This window comes from Pseudomonas sp. NPDC089406, from assembly GCF_044900265.1.
GTDB lineage: Bacteria > Pseudomonadota > Gammaproteobacteria > Pseudomonadales > Pseudomonadaceae > Aquipseudomonas > Aquipseudomonas fakonensis.
This window is the reverse complement of the sequence record NZ_JBJDNC010000005.1, coordinates 200,158-216,036: the sequence shown is the minus strand read 5'-3', so window position 1 is coordinate 216,036 and position 15,879 is coordinate 200,158. Positions and strand designations below refer to the sequence as shown.

At 67.0% G+C, this 15,879-nt stretch carries 16 protein-coding genes; 10 read left to right on the top strand and 6 right to left on the bottom strand.

The window, feature by feature from the left end:
* Nucleotides 1–142: 142 nt before the first annotated feature.
* The 4 genes from ACI2KK_RS05820 to ACI2KK_RS05805 form a co-directional block, all read right to left on the bottom strand.
* Nucleotides 143–901, bottom strand: coding sequence for a collagen-like protein (locus tag ACI2KK_RS05820; protein WP_404668220.1), 759 nt, complete (start codon nt 899–901; stop codon nt 143–145).
* The gene (locus ACI2KK_RS05815) at nt 894–1,169 is read right to left on the bottom strand and encodes a DUF1145 domain-containing protein (protein ID WP_404668219.1); all 276 of its coding nucleotides are present in this window, start codon (nt 1,167–1,169) and stop codon (nt 894–896) included. The genes ACI2KK_RS05820 and ACI2KK_RS05815 overlap by 8 nt, the downstream gene beginning before the upstream one ends.
* A 98-nt stretch (nt 1,170–1,267) precedes the next feature.
* Nucleotides 1,268–1,990, bottom strand: coding sequence for an OmpA family protein (locus ACI2KK_RS05810; protein WP_404668218.1), 723 nt, complete (start codon nt 1,988–1,990; stop codon nt 1,268–1,270).
* Nucleotides 1,991–2,079: 89 nt separating this feature from the next.
* Nucleotides 2,080–2,772, bottom strand: coding sequence for an OmpA family protein (locus tag ACI2KK_RS05805; protein WP_404668217.1), 693 nt, complete (start codon nt 2,770–2,772; stop codon nt 2,080–2,082).
* Between the two features lie 162 nt (nt 2,773–2,934).
* On the opposite strand from ACI2KK_RS05805, the gene ACI2KK_RS05800 reads away from it, so the two are divergent.
* From ACI2KK_RS05800 to pdeM, 9 genes are all read left to right on the top strand, one after another.
* The gene (locus ACI2KK_RS05800) at nt 2,935–3,429 is read left to right on the top strand and encodes a DUF6231 family protein (protein WP_404668216.1); all 495 of its coding nucleotides are present in this window, start codon (nt 2,935–2,937) and stop codon (nt 3,427–3,429) included.
* A gap of 4 nt (nt 3,430–3,433) precedes the next feature.
* The gene (locus ACI2KK_RS05795; protein WP_404668215.1) at nt 3,434–3,910 is read left to right on the top strand and encodes a YchJ family protein; all 477 of its coding nucleotides are present in this window, start codon (nt 3,434–3,436) and stop codon (nt 3,908–3,910) included.
* A 61-nt stretch (nt 3,911–3,971) separates the two neighbouring features.
* Nucleotides 3,972–4,175, top strand: a complete 204-nt coding sequence (locus tag ACI2KK_RS05790; protein ID WP_110701992.1) for an SEC-C metal-binding domain-containing protein — start codon at nt 3,972–3,974, stop codon at nt 4,173–4,175.
* A 191-nt stretch (nt 4,176–4,366) separates the two neighbouring features.
* Nucleotides 4,367–6,796: a penicillin acylase family protein gene (locus ACI2KK_RS05785; RefSeq protein WP_404668214.1), complete on the top strand. Its 2,430-nt coding sequence runs from the start codon at nt 4,367–4,369 to the stop codon at nt 6,794–6,796.
* Nucleotides 6,797–7,292: 496 nt separating this feature from the next.
* Nucleotides 7,293–8,309, top strand: coding sequence for a ligase-associated DNA damage response exonuclease (locus ACI2KK_RS05780; protein WP_404668213.1), 1,017 nt, complete (start codon nt 7,293–7,295; stop codon nt 8,307–8,309).
* Nucleotides 8,306–9,958: an ATP-dependent DNA ligase gene (locus tag ACI2KK_RS05775; protein WP_404668212.1), complete on the top strand. Its 1,653-nt coding sequence runs from the start codon at nt 8,306–8,308 to the stop codon at nt 9,956–9,958. The genes ACI2KK_RS05780 and ACI2KK_RS05775 overlap by 4 nt, the downstream gene beginning before the upstream one ends.
* 76 nt (nt 9,959–10,034) lie before the next feature.
* Nucleotides 10,035–11,150 (top strand): succinylglutamate desuccinylase/aspartoacylase family protein, encoded by a 1,116-nt coding sequence (locus tag ACI2KK_RS05770; RefSeq protein WP_404668211.1) that lies wholly within the window; start codon nt 10,035–10,037, stop codon nt 11,148–11,150.
* A gap of 66 nt (nt 11,151–11,216) precedes the next feature.
* Nucleotides 11,217–13,664: a ligase-associated DNA damage response DEXH box helicase gene (locus tag ACI2KK_RS05765; RefSeq protein ID WP_404668210.1), complete on the top strand. Its 2,448-nt coding sequence runs from the start codon at nt 11,217–11,219 to the stop codon at nt 13,662–13,664.
* A complete protein-coding gene (pdeM, locus tag ACI2KK_RS05760; protein ID WP_404668209.1) occupies nt 13,657–14,313 on the top strand; it encodes a ligase-associated DNA damage response endonuclease PdeM in 657 nt (218 codons plus the stop codon). The genes ACI2KK_RS05765 and pdeM overlap by 8 nt, the downstream gene beginning before the upstream one ends.
* Here the strand turns inward: pdeM and ACI2KK_RS05755 are convergent, their stop codons facing one another.
* On the bottom strand, nt 14,314–14,544 hold the full coding sequence (locus ACI2KK_RS05755; protein WP_194789305.1) for a hypothetical protein: 231 nt from the start codon (nt 14,542–14,544) through the stop codon (nt 14,314–14,316).
* A gap of 99 nt (nt 14,545–14,643) precedes the next feature.
* Nucleotides 14,644–15,210: a dCTP deaminase gene (dcd, locus tag ACI2KK_RS05750; protein ID WP_050704036.1), complete on the bottom strand. Its 567-nt coding sequence runs from the start codon at nt 15,208–15,210 to the stop codon at nt 14,644–14,646.
* A gap of 343 nt (nt 15,211–15,553) precedes the next feature.
* Here dcd and ACI2KK_RS05745 point away from each other — a divergent pair, with 343 nt between their 5' ends.
* Nucleotides 15,554–15,763 (top strand): cold-shock protein, encoded by a 210-nt coding sequence (locus tag ACI2KK_RS05745; protein WP_003254922.1) that lies wholly within the window; start codon nt 15,554–15,556, stop codon nt 15,761–15,763.
* Nucleotides 15,764–15,879 lie beyond the last annotated feature (116 nt).

Sequence of the window (15,879 nt, the reverse complement as noted above, 5' to 3'; positions counted from 1 at the left end):
GCACGGTTTTTGGTTACTTTTTTCCACGAAAAAAAGTAACCCGCCGTAAGGGCGGAAAGGTGAATAAGCGTCACTACAAATAATGAATGCGCATAAAACTCTAAAAACCAACCAACCAACCAACCAACCAACAACCCAAAAATCACAACCGCTGCAATATCAACTCCCCAGAAGCCCCCGCCAACCCAGGCGCCCCCTCGGCCCCAGGCCGCCCATTGCCCCCCGCATCAGTGCGATAAACCAGGCACCCCTTGCTGGCCCCACCCTTGCCAGGCTTGCCAGCCGCCCCAGGCTTACCCGCCGCCCCGCCATCAACCCGCACCACAATCCGATCCCGTTCAAACCCCTCCGGCACCGCCAGGCGAACCCGCCCACCGGCAGCACCATCATGCCCATTACCCCCATCATCGCCATTGGCCCCACGGCTGGCCTGCCCCCAGGTGCAACCACCCGGCTTGCCATTGGCCCCGTCGAGCCCCACATACCCCGGCGCCCCGGCACCACCCCGGGCATCGATGGCCAACTGCTCGGCCTCCAGCGCCTCCAGGCGTAAATCCAGGTTACGCCCGGGCCGCGCCGCACGCTCATAACTGCCCGCAGCCCCAGGCGCACTGAACTCGCTGCCAGCCCCAAGATACGCGCTGGCAGCAACGATGCGCAGGTCATGCTCGGCCGGCGCAATGGCAATACGCGCATCACGCCCCAGCTCCAGCCGGTCGATTTTCAGTTCGGTGAGCGAGGCCGGCAGCAGCAGGGTGGCCGAATCAGCCACACGCAGTTGCTCAAGGTGCACGCTGGCCGCCTTGTTGGGCAGGCGCAGCATCGAGTGGGCGGCGACTTCAAGGCTCTCGGCCTGGGCCATGGGCGTGGCCAGGGCGGCCAGCAACAACAGTTTACGCACGGCTAGACGCCTCTTCAGGTTTGCGGATGGACATCACATGGAAAATCCCGGTGAGCAGAATCTGCAACCGGTCGAACCAGCGGTGGCTACGCCCGCGCAGGCTGGCATTGAAGAACAGCACCTCCAGCACATGCAGCGTCAACAGCACGATACCGGCGGCATTGATCAGCAGATTGATCGGCACTGGCTGCGGCATGAACAGGTTGACCAGCACGATCCACCAGAACACCACCGTCAGCGCCTTGCCCAGGCCCAGGATGAACTTCATACCCCGCCCCCACTGGTTTTTTTGTTATGTCGGCGCGGCTCGTGCGAACGAACCGCGCCGGCAACAGTACCCCTGTTGCAGGGGCACGCGCCAGAGGGTCAGTTCAGGTGCAATTCCACCCGTCGGTTATGCGCCCGGCCCTCGTCGGTGTCATTGTCGGCCACCGGCTCGCTCTCGCCGCGGCCCTGGCTGGTGACCTTCTGCGGCGCCAGCCCCTGGCTGATCAGGTATTCGGCGACGCTGCTGGCCCGGCGCTCGGACAACCCCTGGTTGTAACTGTCCGACCCCACGCTGTCGGTATGGCCGATGACCTTGACGCTGCCCACGCTGGGGTCGTTCAGCTTCGGCATCAGGCTTTGCAGGCGCTGCCGGGCGCCGTCGTTGAGCTCGGCGGAATTGAAGGCGAACAATACCTGGCCCTGGTCATCGAGGGTGATCACCTCGGGCGCAGCAGCAACCGGCTCAGGCTTGGGTTGCACGGGCGGGTACTGGGGCAACGGGCAGCCCATGTGGTCGACCTGCGTACCGGCCGGGGTGTCCGGGCAACGGTCGCGGCGGTCGAAGACGCCATCGCCATCCTCGTCGCCATCCTGGGCATAGCAGATCAGGCCACCGGCGATTACCCCGGCAGCACCGGCACCGGCCGCCCAGCTGGAACTCTCGATGGCGCCCAGGCCACCGCCGACCAGCCCGCCGAGCAGGCTGCACAGAGGCCAGGTCCTTTGATTGAGGGGCGCACTGCCATCGCTGTGGGTGGCGCAACCGGTCAGCAGCCCGGTGGCCAGCACCAGCGGCAGCGCCGCCTTCGACATTACACTCATGCTGAATGCTCCTGTGTCACCGGCCACTACCGGTCACCCAGGAGTAAAGACGCGCCCGCGCCACTTCTCAAGGCGCGGGCGCACTGCACTTAACGCTGGATCTTGATCTCGGTACGACGGTTCATCGCCCGCCCGTCGACCGTGGCGTTGTCAGCCACCGGTTGGGTTTCACCGGCCCCCACCACCGAGACGAAGCTGCTGCGCGGCACGCCGCTTTCGACCAGGTAGTCGGTCACCGAATGCGCGCGGCGCTCGGAGAGCTTCTGGTTGTAGCGGTCGGAGCCGACGCTGTCGGTGTGCCCGGTAACGCTCAGGCGCGCGCTCGGTGCCTCTTGCTTGAGGCGCGTGGCCACGGTGTTCAGGCGCTCTTTGTCGGTGGCGGTCAGGCGCGCCGAGTCGAACTCGAAGTGCACGTCACGGATGACGATGACTTCTTCCTTCTGCACCACCACTTCTTCGGCCACTGGCGCCGGCGCTGGCGGGCAACCGTTGGCGTCCACCTGCACGCCGCGCGGGGTGCCGGGGCACTTGTCGCGGCTGTCCGGCACGCCGTCGCCGTCTTCGTCACCATCGCCATGGGCCCAGCAGTAGCCGGCCGCCAGGCCGCCACCGAGCAAGGCGCCCCAGCCCGCCCAGCTGGAACTCTCGATGGCGCCCAGGGCCGCGCCGCCTACGCCCCCGACGGCAGCACACTTCGGCCAGTCGGTTTTTTGCAAACCTGCACAACCAGTCAACACACTGGTGAGCAGAACCAGGGGTATCGCTGTGCGTACTATGCTCATCTTGTTGCCTCTCCATAGGGGGAATCGGTACAAAACCGACGCTCTGGGAGTAAAGACCGCCGTTTACCGCTCTGCCAGCAATAAGCCATGACCTCAGCCTCTTGCCTCTTTGCCCAACACCTCAGGACCGTTAGTCTTGAGCGACCTGAACGAGGAATGGCAATGACCGACGCTGTCTCACCCCGCACGCCGCAACAGGCCCTGGCCGCCCTGCTCGAGCGCTTCGCCCCGCGCACCCTGCTGCTGGTAGGCAGCCGCTTCCCGGCGCTGGATGCCTTTGCCGAGGCTCACCCCGACACCCGCATCGAGCTGGCCGCCCCCGGCGCGCTGCCCGCTGCACTGGCCGCGCAACGCTTCGACCTGGCGCTGCTGGTGGACTGCCTTGAGCACCTGCCCAAGCGCGATGGCCTGCAGCTGCTGGGCGGCATCCGCAACCTCAACGCCAGCCGCGTTGCGGTGCTGGCCGACCTGGCCGCCTGCGGCTGGCAAGCCACCGACTTTTTCTCGCTGGCAATGTCAGCCAGTGAAAAATTCCAGCGCGACGGGCAGCAGCTGAGCCTGTTCACCTATGATCTGCATGACTACAAACAGGTCCCGGACTGGCTCAACGCCAAGTTCTGGGCCAACCCGCAAAACTTCGGCAAGTACTGGTGGTGATTCAATGAGTGTCTCGGTCTGCCCCTGCGGCAGTGGCAACCTGCTCGATGCCTGCTGCGGGCATTACCACGCCGGCACCCCGGCGCCCGACGCACAGACGCTGATGCGCTCGCGCTACAGCGCCTATGTGCTAGGGCTGGTCGACTACCTGGTGGCGACCACCCTGCCGGCCCAGCAGGCCGGCCTGGACCGCCCGGGGATCAGCGCCTGGAGCGCCCAGAGCACCTGGCTGGGGCTGGAGGTGGAAGGCGCCGAGGTGCTCGGTGGGCAGCCCGAACATGCCTTCGTCACCTTCACCGCCCGCTGGCACGATGCACAGGGCGACCACCAGCACCGCGAACGCTCGGCGTTCGTGCAGAACAAGGGCCGCTGGTACTTCATCGACCCAACCGTGCCGCTCAAGGCCGGGCGCAACGACCCCTGCCCCTGCACCAGCGGGCACAAGTTCAAGAAGTGCTGCGCCAGCTACGTCGCCGGCTGACGCTGCACTTGTCGGCCAGTGGTGAGATAATCGCCGCCATCTTCAACCGGAGTACCCCGCAATGACCCAACAACCCCATGTCCATGGCCCCGACTGCGACCATGGCCACGACCATCACCACGACCACGATCACGGCCATGTGCACGGCCCGCACTGCAACCACGGCCACCAGGAGCCGGTGCGCAACGCCCTGAAGGACGTTGGCCGCAACGACCCGTGCCCATGCGGCAGCGAGAAGAAATTCAAGAAGTGCCACGGCGCCTGATCGGCGAAGCCCAACGCGCCGAGCACAACAATCGCGGGGCAAGCCCGCTCCCACGACAAGCGTGTGGGAGCGGGCTTGCCCCGCGCTGCATGACCACTGGTAAATAAACCGCCCCGGCACCTTGCACGGCGACTGCGCGCTCACTACCTTAGCGCCTTCCGAACCCCGCCACGCCCTGCAGGAGCCCCGTCATGGCCGTCCTTCCCCCCTTCCGCCTTCGCTTCGGCGGTGCTGCCGCGCTGCTCGGCCTGCTTGCGCTGGCCGGCTGCCAGATGGGCGGCTATCAGGACAGCGTGCCGCCAACCACCGGCGTGCAGCCGCTCAAGGGCCTGGCGCAGAACGTTTCGGTGCGGCGCAACGCCATGGGCGCGCCGCTGATCGAGAGCAGCAACTTCCACGACGCACTGTTCAGCCTGGGCTATGTGCACGCCGGTGACCGCATCGGCCAGATGCTCAGCATGCGCCTGCTGGCCCAGGGCCGCCTGGCCGAGCTGGCCGGCCCCGACGCGCTGGAAATCGACCGCCTGATGCGCGCAGCCAACCTCAAGCAAAGCGCCGCCCAGCTTTACGCCGACGCCTCGCCGCGGCTCAAGCGCTTCTTCGAGGTGTACGCCCGCGGGGTCAACGCCTACCTGTTCCGCTACCGCGACAAGCTGCCGGCCGAGCTCGCCGGCAGCGGCTACCGCCCTGAATACTGGAAGCCCGAGGACTCGGCTCTGATCTTCAGCCTGTACGCGTTCAGCCAGTCGGTGAACCTGCAGGAAGAACTCTCGGCCCTGACCCTGGCGCAGAAAGTCGGCAGCGACAAGCTGGCCTGGCTGCTGCCCGGTGCCCCGGACGAACCCCTGGCCCATGCCGAAACCGACAAGCTCAAGGGCATCAACCTGGCCAGCCAATTGCCGGGCCTGGCCTCGCTGGCCGCCGCCGGCCAACAACTGGCCGACCTCGGCCTGCTCGGCGCCCCGGGCTCGGCCAACCTGGCTCTGGGCCCGCAGCGCAGCCGCAGCGGCAAGAGCCTGTTGGCCAGCGACAGCCGCGCCGCCTGGGCACTGAGCCCAGTGCAGATCCACACCGGCAAGTACCAGGTGGCCGGCCTGTCGCTGCCCGGCCTGCCGATCGTGCTGGCCGGTTACAACGGCAAGCTGGCCTTCAGCGCCAGCGCGGTAATGGCCGACAACCAGGACCTGTTCCTCGAGCAGGTGCGCCGCCAGGGCAACCAGCTGACCTACCTGGCCGACGGCAAGTGGCAAGCGGCCCGCGCGCGCAACGAGACCTTCTTCGTCCGTGGCCAGCGCCCGCAGCGCGAGGTGATGTACGACACCCGTCACGGCACCCTGCTGCCGGGCCACGGCAGCCTGGCATTGGCCCTGCACCTGCCGCAGCTCAAGGATGACCGCAGCCTCGATGCGCTGTTCGACCTGACCCGCGCCAGCAACCTCGAGCGCGCCTTCGACAGCACCCGCGAAGTGGGCGCGGCGGCGCTCAACTTCGTGTTCGCCGAGCCCGAGCACATCGGCTGGCAGGTCAGTGGCCGCTACCCCAACCGCCGCGACGGCCAGGGCCTGCTGCCCTCGCCGGGCTGGGACGGGCGCTATGACTGGGACGGCTACGCCGACGCCATGCTCCACCCCTACGACCAGGACCCGCCCAGCGGCTTCATCGGCCACGCCAACCAGCGTAGCCAGCCCAAGGGCTATGGCATGCAGCTGTCGAGCACCTGGTACTACCCCGAGCGCGCCGAACGCCTGGCCGAACTGGCCGACAATGGCCGCCACGACAGCCGCAGCCTGATGGCCCTGCAAAACGACCAGGTGACCCTGCTGGCAGCCAAGCTCAAGCAGATGTTCGATGCCCCGGGCATGGCCCAGCCGCTCAAGCAGGCCATCGATGCCCTGCCCGCGGCGCAACGCGACAAGGCCCGCGAGGCACTCACCCGGCTCAAGGCCTTCGACGGCCGCCTGAGCCCGGTGTCGGCCGATGCCGCGCTGTACGAGCTGTTCCTCCAGGAAGTCACCCGCCAGGCCTTCCTCGACGACCTCGGCCCGGAATCCGGCCCGGCCTGGCAGGCCTTCGTCGGCAACGCGCAGTTGTCGTACTCGGCCCAGGCCGACCACTTGCTGGGCCGCGACGACAGCCCGTTCTGGGATGACCGCAACACCCCGCAAAAAGAAGACAAACCCGCCATCCTGGCCCGCAGCCTGGCCGGCGCGATCGACGCCGGCACCGCGCAGCTTGGTGCCGATAGCCGCGCCTGGCAGTGGGGCAAGCTGCACCAATACCAGTGGCCAGCGGCCAATTACCAGGGGCTCGGCGACAGCCTCAAGCGCTCGCCGATGGCCGCCGGTGGCGACTTCAGCACCCTGGCGTTGACCCCTTATGCCTGGGGCAGCAACTTCGACACCCGCCTGCCGGCCTCGGCGCGGATGATCGTCGACTTCGGCCAGGCCGAACCGCTGCAGCTGCTGACCAGCAGCGGCCAGTCGGGCAACCCGGCCAGCCGTCACTACAGCGACGGGCTGGATGCCTGGTTCAAGGGGCGCTTCATGAGCCTGCCGCTGCAGCCGCAGAACTTCGGCCGGGCCTATGGCAGCCAGCGGTTGACGCTGGTGCCGGGGAAGTAGGTTCAAGCAACCATGAAAAAGCCGCCTCTACAGGCGGCTTTTTCATGGTTGGGTGGTTTCTGGCGGGGATGGGTGAAGGCTGCCATGTGTTCGCCGAACGCCTTGCAGCGCCTGTCAGATCGAGCGCCGCCCGCGCGGCGCTTCGCGGGTGAACCCGCTCCCACAGTTTTTTTCAGGCCAGTCTTTCCTGTGCCAACACCTGGTCCGCCTTGTTGATTCGACGCGGTTTCAGCGTGTGCGTTGCCGCCGCTCCACATGACTCGAGGCATGCACTAAAGCAGGCGCCGGTACTTGCGCAGAAATAATTGGCCCGAAACAAATGTGGGAGCGGGTTCATCGGGGTGCCGAACCACCGCGAAGCGCCGCGCGGGCGGCGCTCGATCTCATAAGCGCTGAAGAATCTTCGCCGGACACCTTCCAACCCCCCTACCCAACCGAACTTTCCCCTCCCCCCCACGCTCCCACCTTGTACCACCCACCACCGCCGCCCCCCGCCATGGACCTCGTCATCGCCCGCCCCGAAGGCCTGTACTGCCCGCCCGGCGATTTCTACATCGACCCCTGGCGCCCGGTGGAACGCGCGGTGATCACCCATGGCCACGGCGATCATTCCCGCCCCGGCAACCGCCACTACCTGACCGCCGCCGCAGGCGCCGGCGTGCTGCGCAGCCGCCTGGGCGCGGGAATCGACTTGCAAACCCTGCCCTATGGCGAACGCCTGCTGCACCACGGCGTAACCTTGAGCCTGCACCCGGCAGGCCACGTGCTGGGCTCGGCCCAGGTGCGCCTGGAATACCAGGGCCAGGTGTGGGTAGCCTCCGGTGACTACAAGGTCGAGCCCGACGCCACCTGCGCTGCATTCGAGCCGGTGCGCTGCCACACCTTCATCACCGAATCGACCTTCGGCCTGCCAATCTACCGCTGGCCAAGCCAGGCCGAGGTGTTCGCCCAGATCAACGCCTGGTGGCGCGGCAACTGCGCGCAAGGCAAGGCCAGCGTGCTGTTCTGCTATGCCTTCGGAAAAGCCCAGCGCATCCTCCACGGGTTGGACGCCAGCATTGGCCCGGTTGTCGTGCACGGTGCAGTGGAGCCACTGAACCGGGTGTACCGCGAGGCCGGCGTGCAACTGCCAGCCACCCTGTACGCCAGCGATATACCGCGCAACGACCCGCTGCTGCGCCAGGCGCTGATACTGGCCCCGCCCTCGGCGTCCGGCAGCAGCTGGATGAAACGCTTCGGCGACTACAGCGACGCCTTCGCCAGCGGCTGGATGCGCCTGCGCGGCACCCGCCGGCGGCGCGGCGTGGACCGCGGTTTCGTGCTCTCCGACCACGCTGACTGGCCGGGCCTGTTGTGGGCCATCGGCCAGACCGGCGCCGAACGGGTGATGGTCACCCACGGTTCGGTGAATGTATTGGTGCGCTACCTCACCGAGCAGGGGCTGGATGCCCGCGCTTTCGTCACCGAATACGGCGAAGAGGATGATGTGCCTACCACGGACGCCGAGGCATGAAAGCCTTCGCCGAGCTGTACCTGCGCCTGGACGCCACCACTTCGAGCAACGCCAAGTTGCAGGCACTGCGTGACTATTTTGCCAGTGCACCCGCCGCCGATGCCGCCTGGGCGGTGTACTTCCTGGCTGGCGGGCGACCACGGCAGATGGTGCCGAGCCGCCTGCTGCGCGAACTGGCCACGCAACTGTCGGGGCTGCCCGAGTGGCTGTTCGAAGAAAGCTATCAGGCCGTCGGCGACCTGGCCGAGACGGTCTCGCTGCTGCTGCCGGAAAACCCCAATGGTAGCGACGCCGGGCTTGCCGACTGGGTCGAACAGCACTTGCTGCCATTACGCGGCCAGCCAGCCGAGCAGGTACGCGAACGCCTGCCGCAGCTGTGGGTGCAACTGGACCGGCCGAGCCTGATGCTCAGCCTCAAACTGGTCACCGGCAGCTTTCGCGTGGGGGTGTCGAAACTGCTGGTCACCCGCGCCCTGGCGCAACTGGCCGGCCTCGACGCCAAACGCGTGGCCCAGCGCATGGTCGGTTACACCGACCTCAGCCATCGCCCGGTCGCCGCCAGCTACCTCAAGCTGATCGCCGCGGAGTCGGCCGACGAACACCAGCAGCGTGGCGGGCAGCCCTACCCGTTCTTCCTGGCCCATGCCCTGCAACTGCCGGTAGAGCAGTTCGACGCCCTGCTCGGTCCGCCACAAGGCTGGCAGGTGGAATGGAAGTGGGACGGCATCCGCGCCCAGGTGGTCAAGCGTGATGGCCAGCTGTGGGTGTGGTCGCGCGGCGAAGAGCTGGTCACCGAGCGCTTCCCCGAGCTGCACGGCCTGGCGCACATGCTGCCCGACGGCAGTGTGCTCGATGGCGAAATACTGGTCTGGAAACCCGGCGTCGAGGGCATCGCCGTGCAACCCTTCGCCCTGCTGCAACAACGCCTGGGGCGCAAGACCCTGGGCAAGAAACTGCTGGCTGATGCCCCGGTGGTGCTGCAGGCCTACGACTTGCTGGAATACCAGGGCGAGGACTGGCGCAACCACCCGCAGCACGTGCGCCGCCAGCAACTGGAGCTGCTGCTGGCGGAACACCCGCTGGCCCCCGTGCTGCTGTCGCCGCTGCTGGCCGGCGACAGCTGGGCCGACCTCGCGGGCCTGCGCGAGGCATCGCGCAGCCTGGGGGTCGAGGGGCTGATGCTCAAGCAGCGTGACGCGCTGTACGGCGTGGGCCGCACCAAGGATATGGGCCTGTGGTGGAAGTGGAAAGTCGACCCGTTCAGCATCGATGCCGTACTGATCTACGCCCAGCGCGGCCATGGCCGGCGCGCCAGCCTGTACAGCGACTACACCTTCGCCGTGTGGGACGCCCCGTTCGGTACGCCTGGGCGCAGCCTGGTGCCGTTCGCCAAGGCTTACTCCGGGCTCAGCGACGAAGAAATGCGCCGGGTCGATGGCATCATCCGCAAGACCACCGTGGAAACCTTCGGCCCGGTGCGCAGTGTCACCCCGACGCTGGTGTTCGAGCTGGGCTTTGAAGGCATCGCCCTGTCCAAACGGCACAAGAGCGGCATCGCCGTGCGTTTTCCGCGGATGCTGCGCTGGCGCCACGACAAGCCAGTGGAACAGGCCGACGACCTGGCAACCCTGCAGGCACTGCTCGGCTGAGGGTGCACCGGGGCCGAAGTTGTGCTTCTATCCTTGATCCCGGCCCTTGTCACACAACGTTTCAATCAGGACCCCCATGCACCATTCGACCCACGACCTGTTGTCTCCCGTGCCCGGCATCGCCCGCCAGTTGCACAGCTTTCACTTCGGCCCGCGCGATGGCGCCAAGGTGTACATCCAGGCCTCGCTGCACGCCGACGAACTGCCCGGCATGCTGGTGGCCTGGCACCTGAAGCAGCGCCTGGGCGAACTTGAGCAGCAAGGCCGCCTGCGCCGCGAAATCATCCTGGTGCCGGTGGCCAACCCGGTGGGGCTGGAGCAGGTGCTGCTGGACGCGCCCCTGGGCCGTTTCGAGCTGCAAAGCGGCGAGAACTTCAACCGCAACTTCGTCGACCTGGCAGACAACATCGGCGACCAGGTGGAAGCCCACCTGACTCAGGACCCAGCCCACAACCTGGCGCTGATCCGCGAATACCTGCGCCGTGGCCTGGACGCCCACCCGGCACGCACGCCCCTGCAATCGCAACGCCTGACCCTTCAGCGCCTGGCCTGCGACGCCGACATGGTGCTCGACCTGCACTGCGACTTCGAGGCCGTGGAGCACCTGTACACCACCCCCGAAGCCTGGCCCCAGGTCGAGCCACTGGCACGCTACCTGGGCGTGCAAGCCAGCCTGCTGGCCACCGACTCGGGCGGCCAATCGTTCGACGAGTGTTTCAGCCTGGTCTGGTGGCAGCTGCAGCAACGCTTCGGCAAGCGCTTCCCGATCCCCCTGGGCAGTTTCTCGGTGACCATCGAGCTGCGCGGCCAGGCCGACGTCAGCCACGCCCTGGCCAGCCAGGACTGCCAGGCGATCCTCGACTTTCTCACCCACAGCGGCGTGATCGAAGGCCAGCCCGTCCCACTGCCGGCGCTACGCCAGCCGGCCACGCCACTGGCCGCCGTAGAACCTGTGACCGCACCGTTGGGCGGTTTGCTGGTGTTCCATGCCAAACCCGGGCAGCAGCTTGAAGCCGGGCAACTGGTGGCCGAGGTGATCGACCCGCTCAGCGACCGGGTGACCCCGCTGCACACCACCCAGGCCGGGCTGATGTACGCCCGCAGCCTGCGGCGCATGGCCACGGCAGGCATGGTGGTGGCCCATGTGGCCGGCCAGAAGGTGTGCCGCAGCGGTTACCTGCTGGGTAACTGACCCGGTAAAACCAAACGCAGGCGCGCAGGGTCATTAGAAGCACAGCCTTCGAAGGACCCGCGCCGCATGCCCGACCTCGCCCTAGCATGGTTCGCCAGCCGCGGCTGGAAGCCGTTCGCCTTCCAGCGCCAGGCGTGGGCCGCCATCGGCCGTGGCGACAGCGGCCTGCTGCACGCCAGCACCGGTGCTGGCAAAACCTACGCGCTTTGGCTGGGCGCGCTGCGCGCCTTCGCAGACGCAACCCCCAGCCGCCAACCCGCGCCGTTGCAGGTGCTGTGGATCACCCCCATGCGCGCCCTGGCCGCCGACACCGCGCGGGCCTTGCAGGCGCCACTGGATGAGCTGGGGTTGAACTGGAGCGTAGGCGTACGCAGCGGCGACACCGGCGGCGCCGAGCGCGCCCGCCAGGCGCGGCGCCTGCCCAGCGCGCTGATCACCACCCCCGAGAGCCTGACCCTGCTGCTGACCCGTGCCCAGGCCGAACAGGACTTCGCCAGCCTGCGCCTGGTGGTGGTGGATGAGTGGCATGAGCTGCTGGGCAACAAGCGCGGGGTGCAACTGCAACTGGCCCTGGCGCGCCTACGCCGCTGGCGGCCGCAGTTGGTGGTGTGGGGGCTTTCGGCAACCCTGGGCAACCTCGAGCATGCCTTGCAGGTGCTGGTACCGGATGGCGGCCTGCTGCTCAAGGGGCGCCAGGGCAAGCGCCTGATCGTCGACACATTGATCCCGGCGCAGCTCGAACGCTTCCCCTGGGCCGGGCACATGGGCCTGAAGATGCTCGCCCAGGTGGCCACCGAACTGGACGCCAGCGCCAGCAGCCTGGTGTTCACCAACACCCGCGCCCAGGCCGAGCTGTGGTACCAGGCGCTGCTGGAAGCGCGCCCAGAGTGGGCCGGGCTGATCGCCCTGCACCACGCCTCGCTGGCCCGGGAAACCCGCAACTGGGTCGAAGGGGCGCTCAAGCAGGGGCAACTCAAGGCCGTGGTGTGCACCTCGAGCCTGGACCTGGGGGTGGACTTTTTGCCGGTAGAGCGGGTGCTGCAGATCGGCTCGGCCAAGGGCATCGCCCGGCTGATGCAGCGCGCCGGGCGTTCCGGGCATGCGCCGGGGCGCACCTCGCGCATCACCCTGGTGCCCACCCACAGCCTGGAGCTGGTGGAGGCGGCCGCCGCCCGCCAGGCGCTGACCGCCGGGCACATCGAGGCGCGGCGCTCGCCACGGCTGTGCATGGATGTGCTGGTGCAGCACCTGGTGAGCATGGCCCTGGGCGCCGGCATGCGCCCCGAGCAACTGCTGGCCGAGGTGCGCAGCACCTGGGCCTACCGCGACCTGCAGGCCAGCCAATGGCAGTGGGCGCTGGCGTTCGTGCACAACGGCGGCAGCGCCTTGAGTGCCTACCCTGACTACCAACGCGTAGAGGCCCACGCCGACGGCATCTGGCGGGTGACCAGCGAACGCCTGGCGCGGCGCCATCGCATGGGCATCGGGACCATCGTCAGCGAGGCCAGCCTGCAACTGAAATTCTGGAGCAAGGGCGGCGGCGGCAAGGCGCTGGGTAGCGTTGAAGAGGCTTTCATCGCCCGCCTGCGCCCCGGCGACACACTGATGTTCGGCGGGCGGGTGCTAGAGCTGGTACGGGTCGAGAACATGACCGCCTATGTGCGCCGCAGCACCTCGCGCAAGGCAGCGGTGGCGCGCTGGAATGGCGGGCGCATGCCGTTGTCCGGCGAGCTGGCCGACGCCCTGGTCGAGCAACTGGAGGCCGCCGCCCACGGCCACTTCGAAAGCCCCGAGCTGCGCGCGGTGCGCCCGCTGCTGGCATTGCAAGCAAGCTGGTCGGCACTGCCCACCCGTACCACCCTACTGGCCGAAACCCTGAGCAGCCGCCAGGGTTCGCACCTGTTCCTCTACCCGTTTGCCGGGCGCATGGCCAACCTGGGGCTGGCCAGCCTGATCGCCTGGCGGGTCAGCCGCGAGCAGCCGCTGTCGGTATCGATTGCGGTGAGTGACTATGGCTTCGAACTGCTCACCCCCAGTCAAGTGGACTGGGCGGCCCATTTGCCGCCAGCATTAAGCGCCGGGCAGGTGCTCGAAGACGTGCTGGCCAGCCTCAATGCCAGCGAAATGGCCCTGCGCCGCTTTCGCGAAATCGCGCGGATTTCCGGGTTGGTGTTCGGGGGGTACCCGGCGGCGCAAAAAAGCACCCGGCAGATCCAGGCCTCCAGCGGGCTGTTCTTCGAGGTGTTTCGCAAGCATGACCCGGGCAACCTGCTGCTGGGCCAGGCCCGTGACGAAGTGCTGGGCGAGGAGCTGGAAATCGACCGGTTGCAAAGGCATTTGCAACGCATGGCCAGCCAACGGCTGGACCTGCATTCCCTCAAACGCCCTGGCCCGATGGCCTTCACCCTGCTGGTGGAAGGCATGCGCGAAACCCTGAGCACTGAGAAACTGGCCGATCGCATCGCCCGCATGGTGGCTGAACTGGAAAACGCCGCAGGCAACGGGTATGGCTGAACTGGCAGTCGACTATGCAGGCGAAGCCCTGCTGCTGCTCGCCGACAAGGCCGTCTACTGGCCCAGGCGGCAGGCGCTGCTGGTGGCCGACCTGCACATCGGCAAGGCCGCCAGCTACCGGGCGCAGCACCAACCGGTGCCGCGCGGCACCACGCAAGCGACGCTGGCCAGGCTCGACGCGCTGCTGGCCGCCCATGCTTGCTCGACGCTGATCGTGCTGGGCGACTTTCTGCATGCCCGCAGCGCCCGCACTCCGGGCACCCTGGCTGCCCTGCAGGCCTGGCGCGAACGCCACCCGGCCCTGCAGATCGTGCTGGTGCGTGGCAACCACGACCGCCATGCGGGTGACCCGCCTGCGCAGTTGGGTATTAGGCTGCATGAAGAACCCTGGCTGCTGGAGCCCTTTGCCCTGTGCCACGAACCCGAGCCCCATGCCAGCCACCCGGTACTGGCCGGGCACGTGCACCCGGCCTACGTGTTGCGCGGGCGGGGCCGCCAGCGACTGCGCATGCCCTGTTTCGTGTTTGGCCCGCGGGTAGCGCTGCTGCCGGCGTTCGGTGAATTCACCGGTGGCTGGAATGTGCTGCCAGAGGCCGGCACGCGCCTTTATTTGGCGGGCGCCGGGCGGGTCTGGCCGCTGGGGGCATGATCAAGCAACAGGAGCGGGAGGCGGCTCGTCAGGCAAGGTTGGCTCGCCCGGCTCCATCGGCGGGTGCTCGCCGGGCTCCGGCGGTTGCGGGGTGTCGGGGTCAGGCTGGTGCGGCACGCCGCCGGCCTGCAGCGGCGTAGGCGGGTGGGCCAGCAGCGACCAGGCCGGCAAGCCGATCTGGTTCGGCTGCAGCACGGCCAGCTTGGCGCTGATTGCGGGGTCGAGTTTCATGGGGCAGCTCCTGACTAGAGCCGGCGCACGTCATGCGCGCCGGGACCGTTCAGGATTTGGAGTGCACTGCCCGCCAACAATTCCCCGCAGTTGGTCGGCTCAGGTACGCGGCAGGGTGACGCCGCGCTGGCCCTGGTACTTGCCGCCACGGTCCTTGTACGACACTTCGCATGCTTCGTCGGACTGCAGGAACAGCATCTGCGCCACGCCTTCGTTGGCGTAGATCTTCGCCGGAAGCGTGGTGGTGTTGGAGAACTCCAGGGTCACGTGGCCTTCCCACTCCGGTTCCAGCGGGGTGACGTTGACGATGATGCCGCAACGGGCGTAGGTGCTCTTGCCCAGACAGATGGTCAGCACATCGCGCGGAATGCGGAAGTATTCGACGGTGCGGGCCAGGGCGAAGGAGTTCGGCGGGATGATGCACACGTCGCTCTTGATGTCGACGAAGCTGCCGGCATCGAAGTTCTTGGGGTCGACGGTGGCCGAATTGATGTTGGTGAACACCTTGAATTCGTCGGCGCAGCGCACGTCGTAGCCGTAGCTGGAGACACCGAAGGAGATGACCCGGCTGTCCTGCTCGCCGCGCACCTGGCGCTCGACGAACGGTTCGATCATGCCGTGTTCCTGCGCCATGCGGCGAATCCACTTGTCCGATTTGATGCTCATGGCGGGGTGTCCTGAGAGTGCAAGGTGAAAAAAATCGTGACGCGCATCTTACCGGTCCCGGCGCCTGCGGCAAAGTCAGATCCCTCATCCATGCTGCAATCCCCGCCGGACGGGGCTTGCAGGCGCCGTCGATCCGAATTGCGACAAACATGCCCAGGGTTATTGGCAGGTCAGGGAAAGTGGGTTAAGGTTACGCCCACTGTGCTGCACGCGACACCGAAGATCTGTTTGATGCACGATTTACGATCGGCCCATCTCCTGACACCTTCTGCTCCTTTGCACTCAGTTCACGGCTCGGGGTTTTCCCAGGCCGCCACAAAACTTTGTCCAAGGAGACAGAAAAATGTCCAACCGTCAATCCGGTGTTGTTAAGTGGTTCAACGACGAGAAAGGCTACGGCTTCATCACCCCTCAGTCGGGCGACGACCTGTTCGTGCACTTCAAAGCCATCCAAGCTGACGGCTTCAAAACCCTGAAAGAAGGCCAGGCTGTTACTTTCGTCGCTACCCGCGGCCAGAAAGGCATGCAGGCTGAAGAAGTTCAAATCGCCTAAGTCGATTTAGCTTCCTCGCTTCAGGAAAAACCCGCCATTGGCGGGTTTTTTTGTGGCTGCTCGAAATGCAATCGGGCGGGGGCAACTGTCTTGTGCTGGCTGTGCCGGCCTCATCG

Bases quoted from the DNA above. Each gene is read 5' to 3' on its own strand.
- ACI2KK_RS05815 (WP_404668219.1), bottom strand. From the start codon at position 1,169: ATGAAGTTCATCCTGGGCCTGGGCAAGGCGCTGACGGTGGTGTTCTGG.
- ACI2KK_RS05810 (WP_404668218.1), bottom strand. From the start codon at position 1,990: ATGAGTGTAATGTCGAAGGCGGCGCTGCCGCTGGTGCTGGCCACCGGG.
- ACI2KK_RS05805 (WP_404668217.1), bottom strand. From the start codon at position 2,772: ATGAGCATAGTACGCACAGCGATACCCCTGGTTCTGCTCACCAGTGTG.
- ACI2KK_RS05800 (WP_404668216.1), top strand. From the start codon at position 2,935: ATGACCGACGCTGTCTCACCCCGCACGCCGCAACAGGCCCTGGCCGCC.
- ACI2KK_RS05795 (WP_404668215.1), top strand. From the start codon at position 3,434: ATGAGTGTCTCGGTCTGCCCCTGCGGCAGTGGCAACCTGCTCGATGCC.
- ACI2KK_RS05790 (WP_110701992.1), top strand. From the start codon at position 3,972: ATGACCCAACAACCCCATGTCCATGGCCCCGACTGCGACCATGGCCAC.
- ACI2KK_RS05785 (WP_404668214.1), top strand. From the start codon at position 4,367: ATGGCCGTCCTTCCCCCCTTCCGCCTTCGCTTCGGCGGTGCTGCCGCG.
- ACI2KK_RS05780 (WP_404668213.1), top strand. From the start codon at position 7,293: ATGGACCTCGTCATCGCCCGCCCCGAAGGCCTGTACTGCCCGCCCGGC.
- ACI2KK_RS05775 (WP_404668212.1), top strand. From the start codon at position 8,306: ATGAAAGCCTTCGCCGAGCTGTACCTGCGCCTGGACGCCACCACTTCG.
- ACI2KK_RS05770 (WP_404668211.1), top strand. From the start codon at position 10,035: ATGCACCATTCGACCCACGACCTGTTGTCTCCCGTGCCCGGCATCGCC.
- ACI2KK_RS05765 (WP_404668210.1), top strand. From the start codon at position 11,217: ATGCCCGACCTCGCCCTAGCATGGTTCGCCAGCCGCGGCTGGAAGCCG.
- pdeM (WP_404668209.1), top strand. From the start codon at position 13,657: ATGGCTGAACTGGCAGTCGACTATGCAGGCGAAGCCCTGCTGCTGCTC.
- ACI2KK_RS05755 (WP_194789305.1), bottom strand. From the start codon at position 14,544: ATGAAACTCGACCCCGCAATCAGCGCCAAGCTGGCCGTGCTGCAGCCG.
- dcd (WP_050704036.1), bottom strand. From the start codon at position 15,210: ATGAGCATCAAATCGGACAAGTGGATTCGCCGCATGGCGCAGGAACAC.
- ACI2KK_RS05745 (WP_003254922.1), top strand. From the start codon at position 15,554: ATGTCCAACCGTCAATCCGGTGTTGTTAAGTGGTTCAACGACGAGAAA.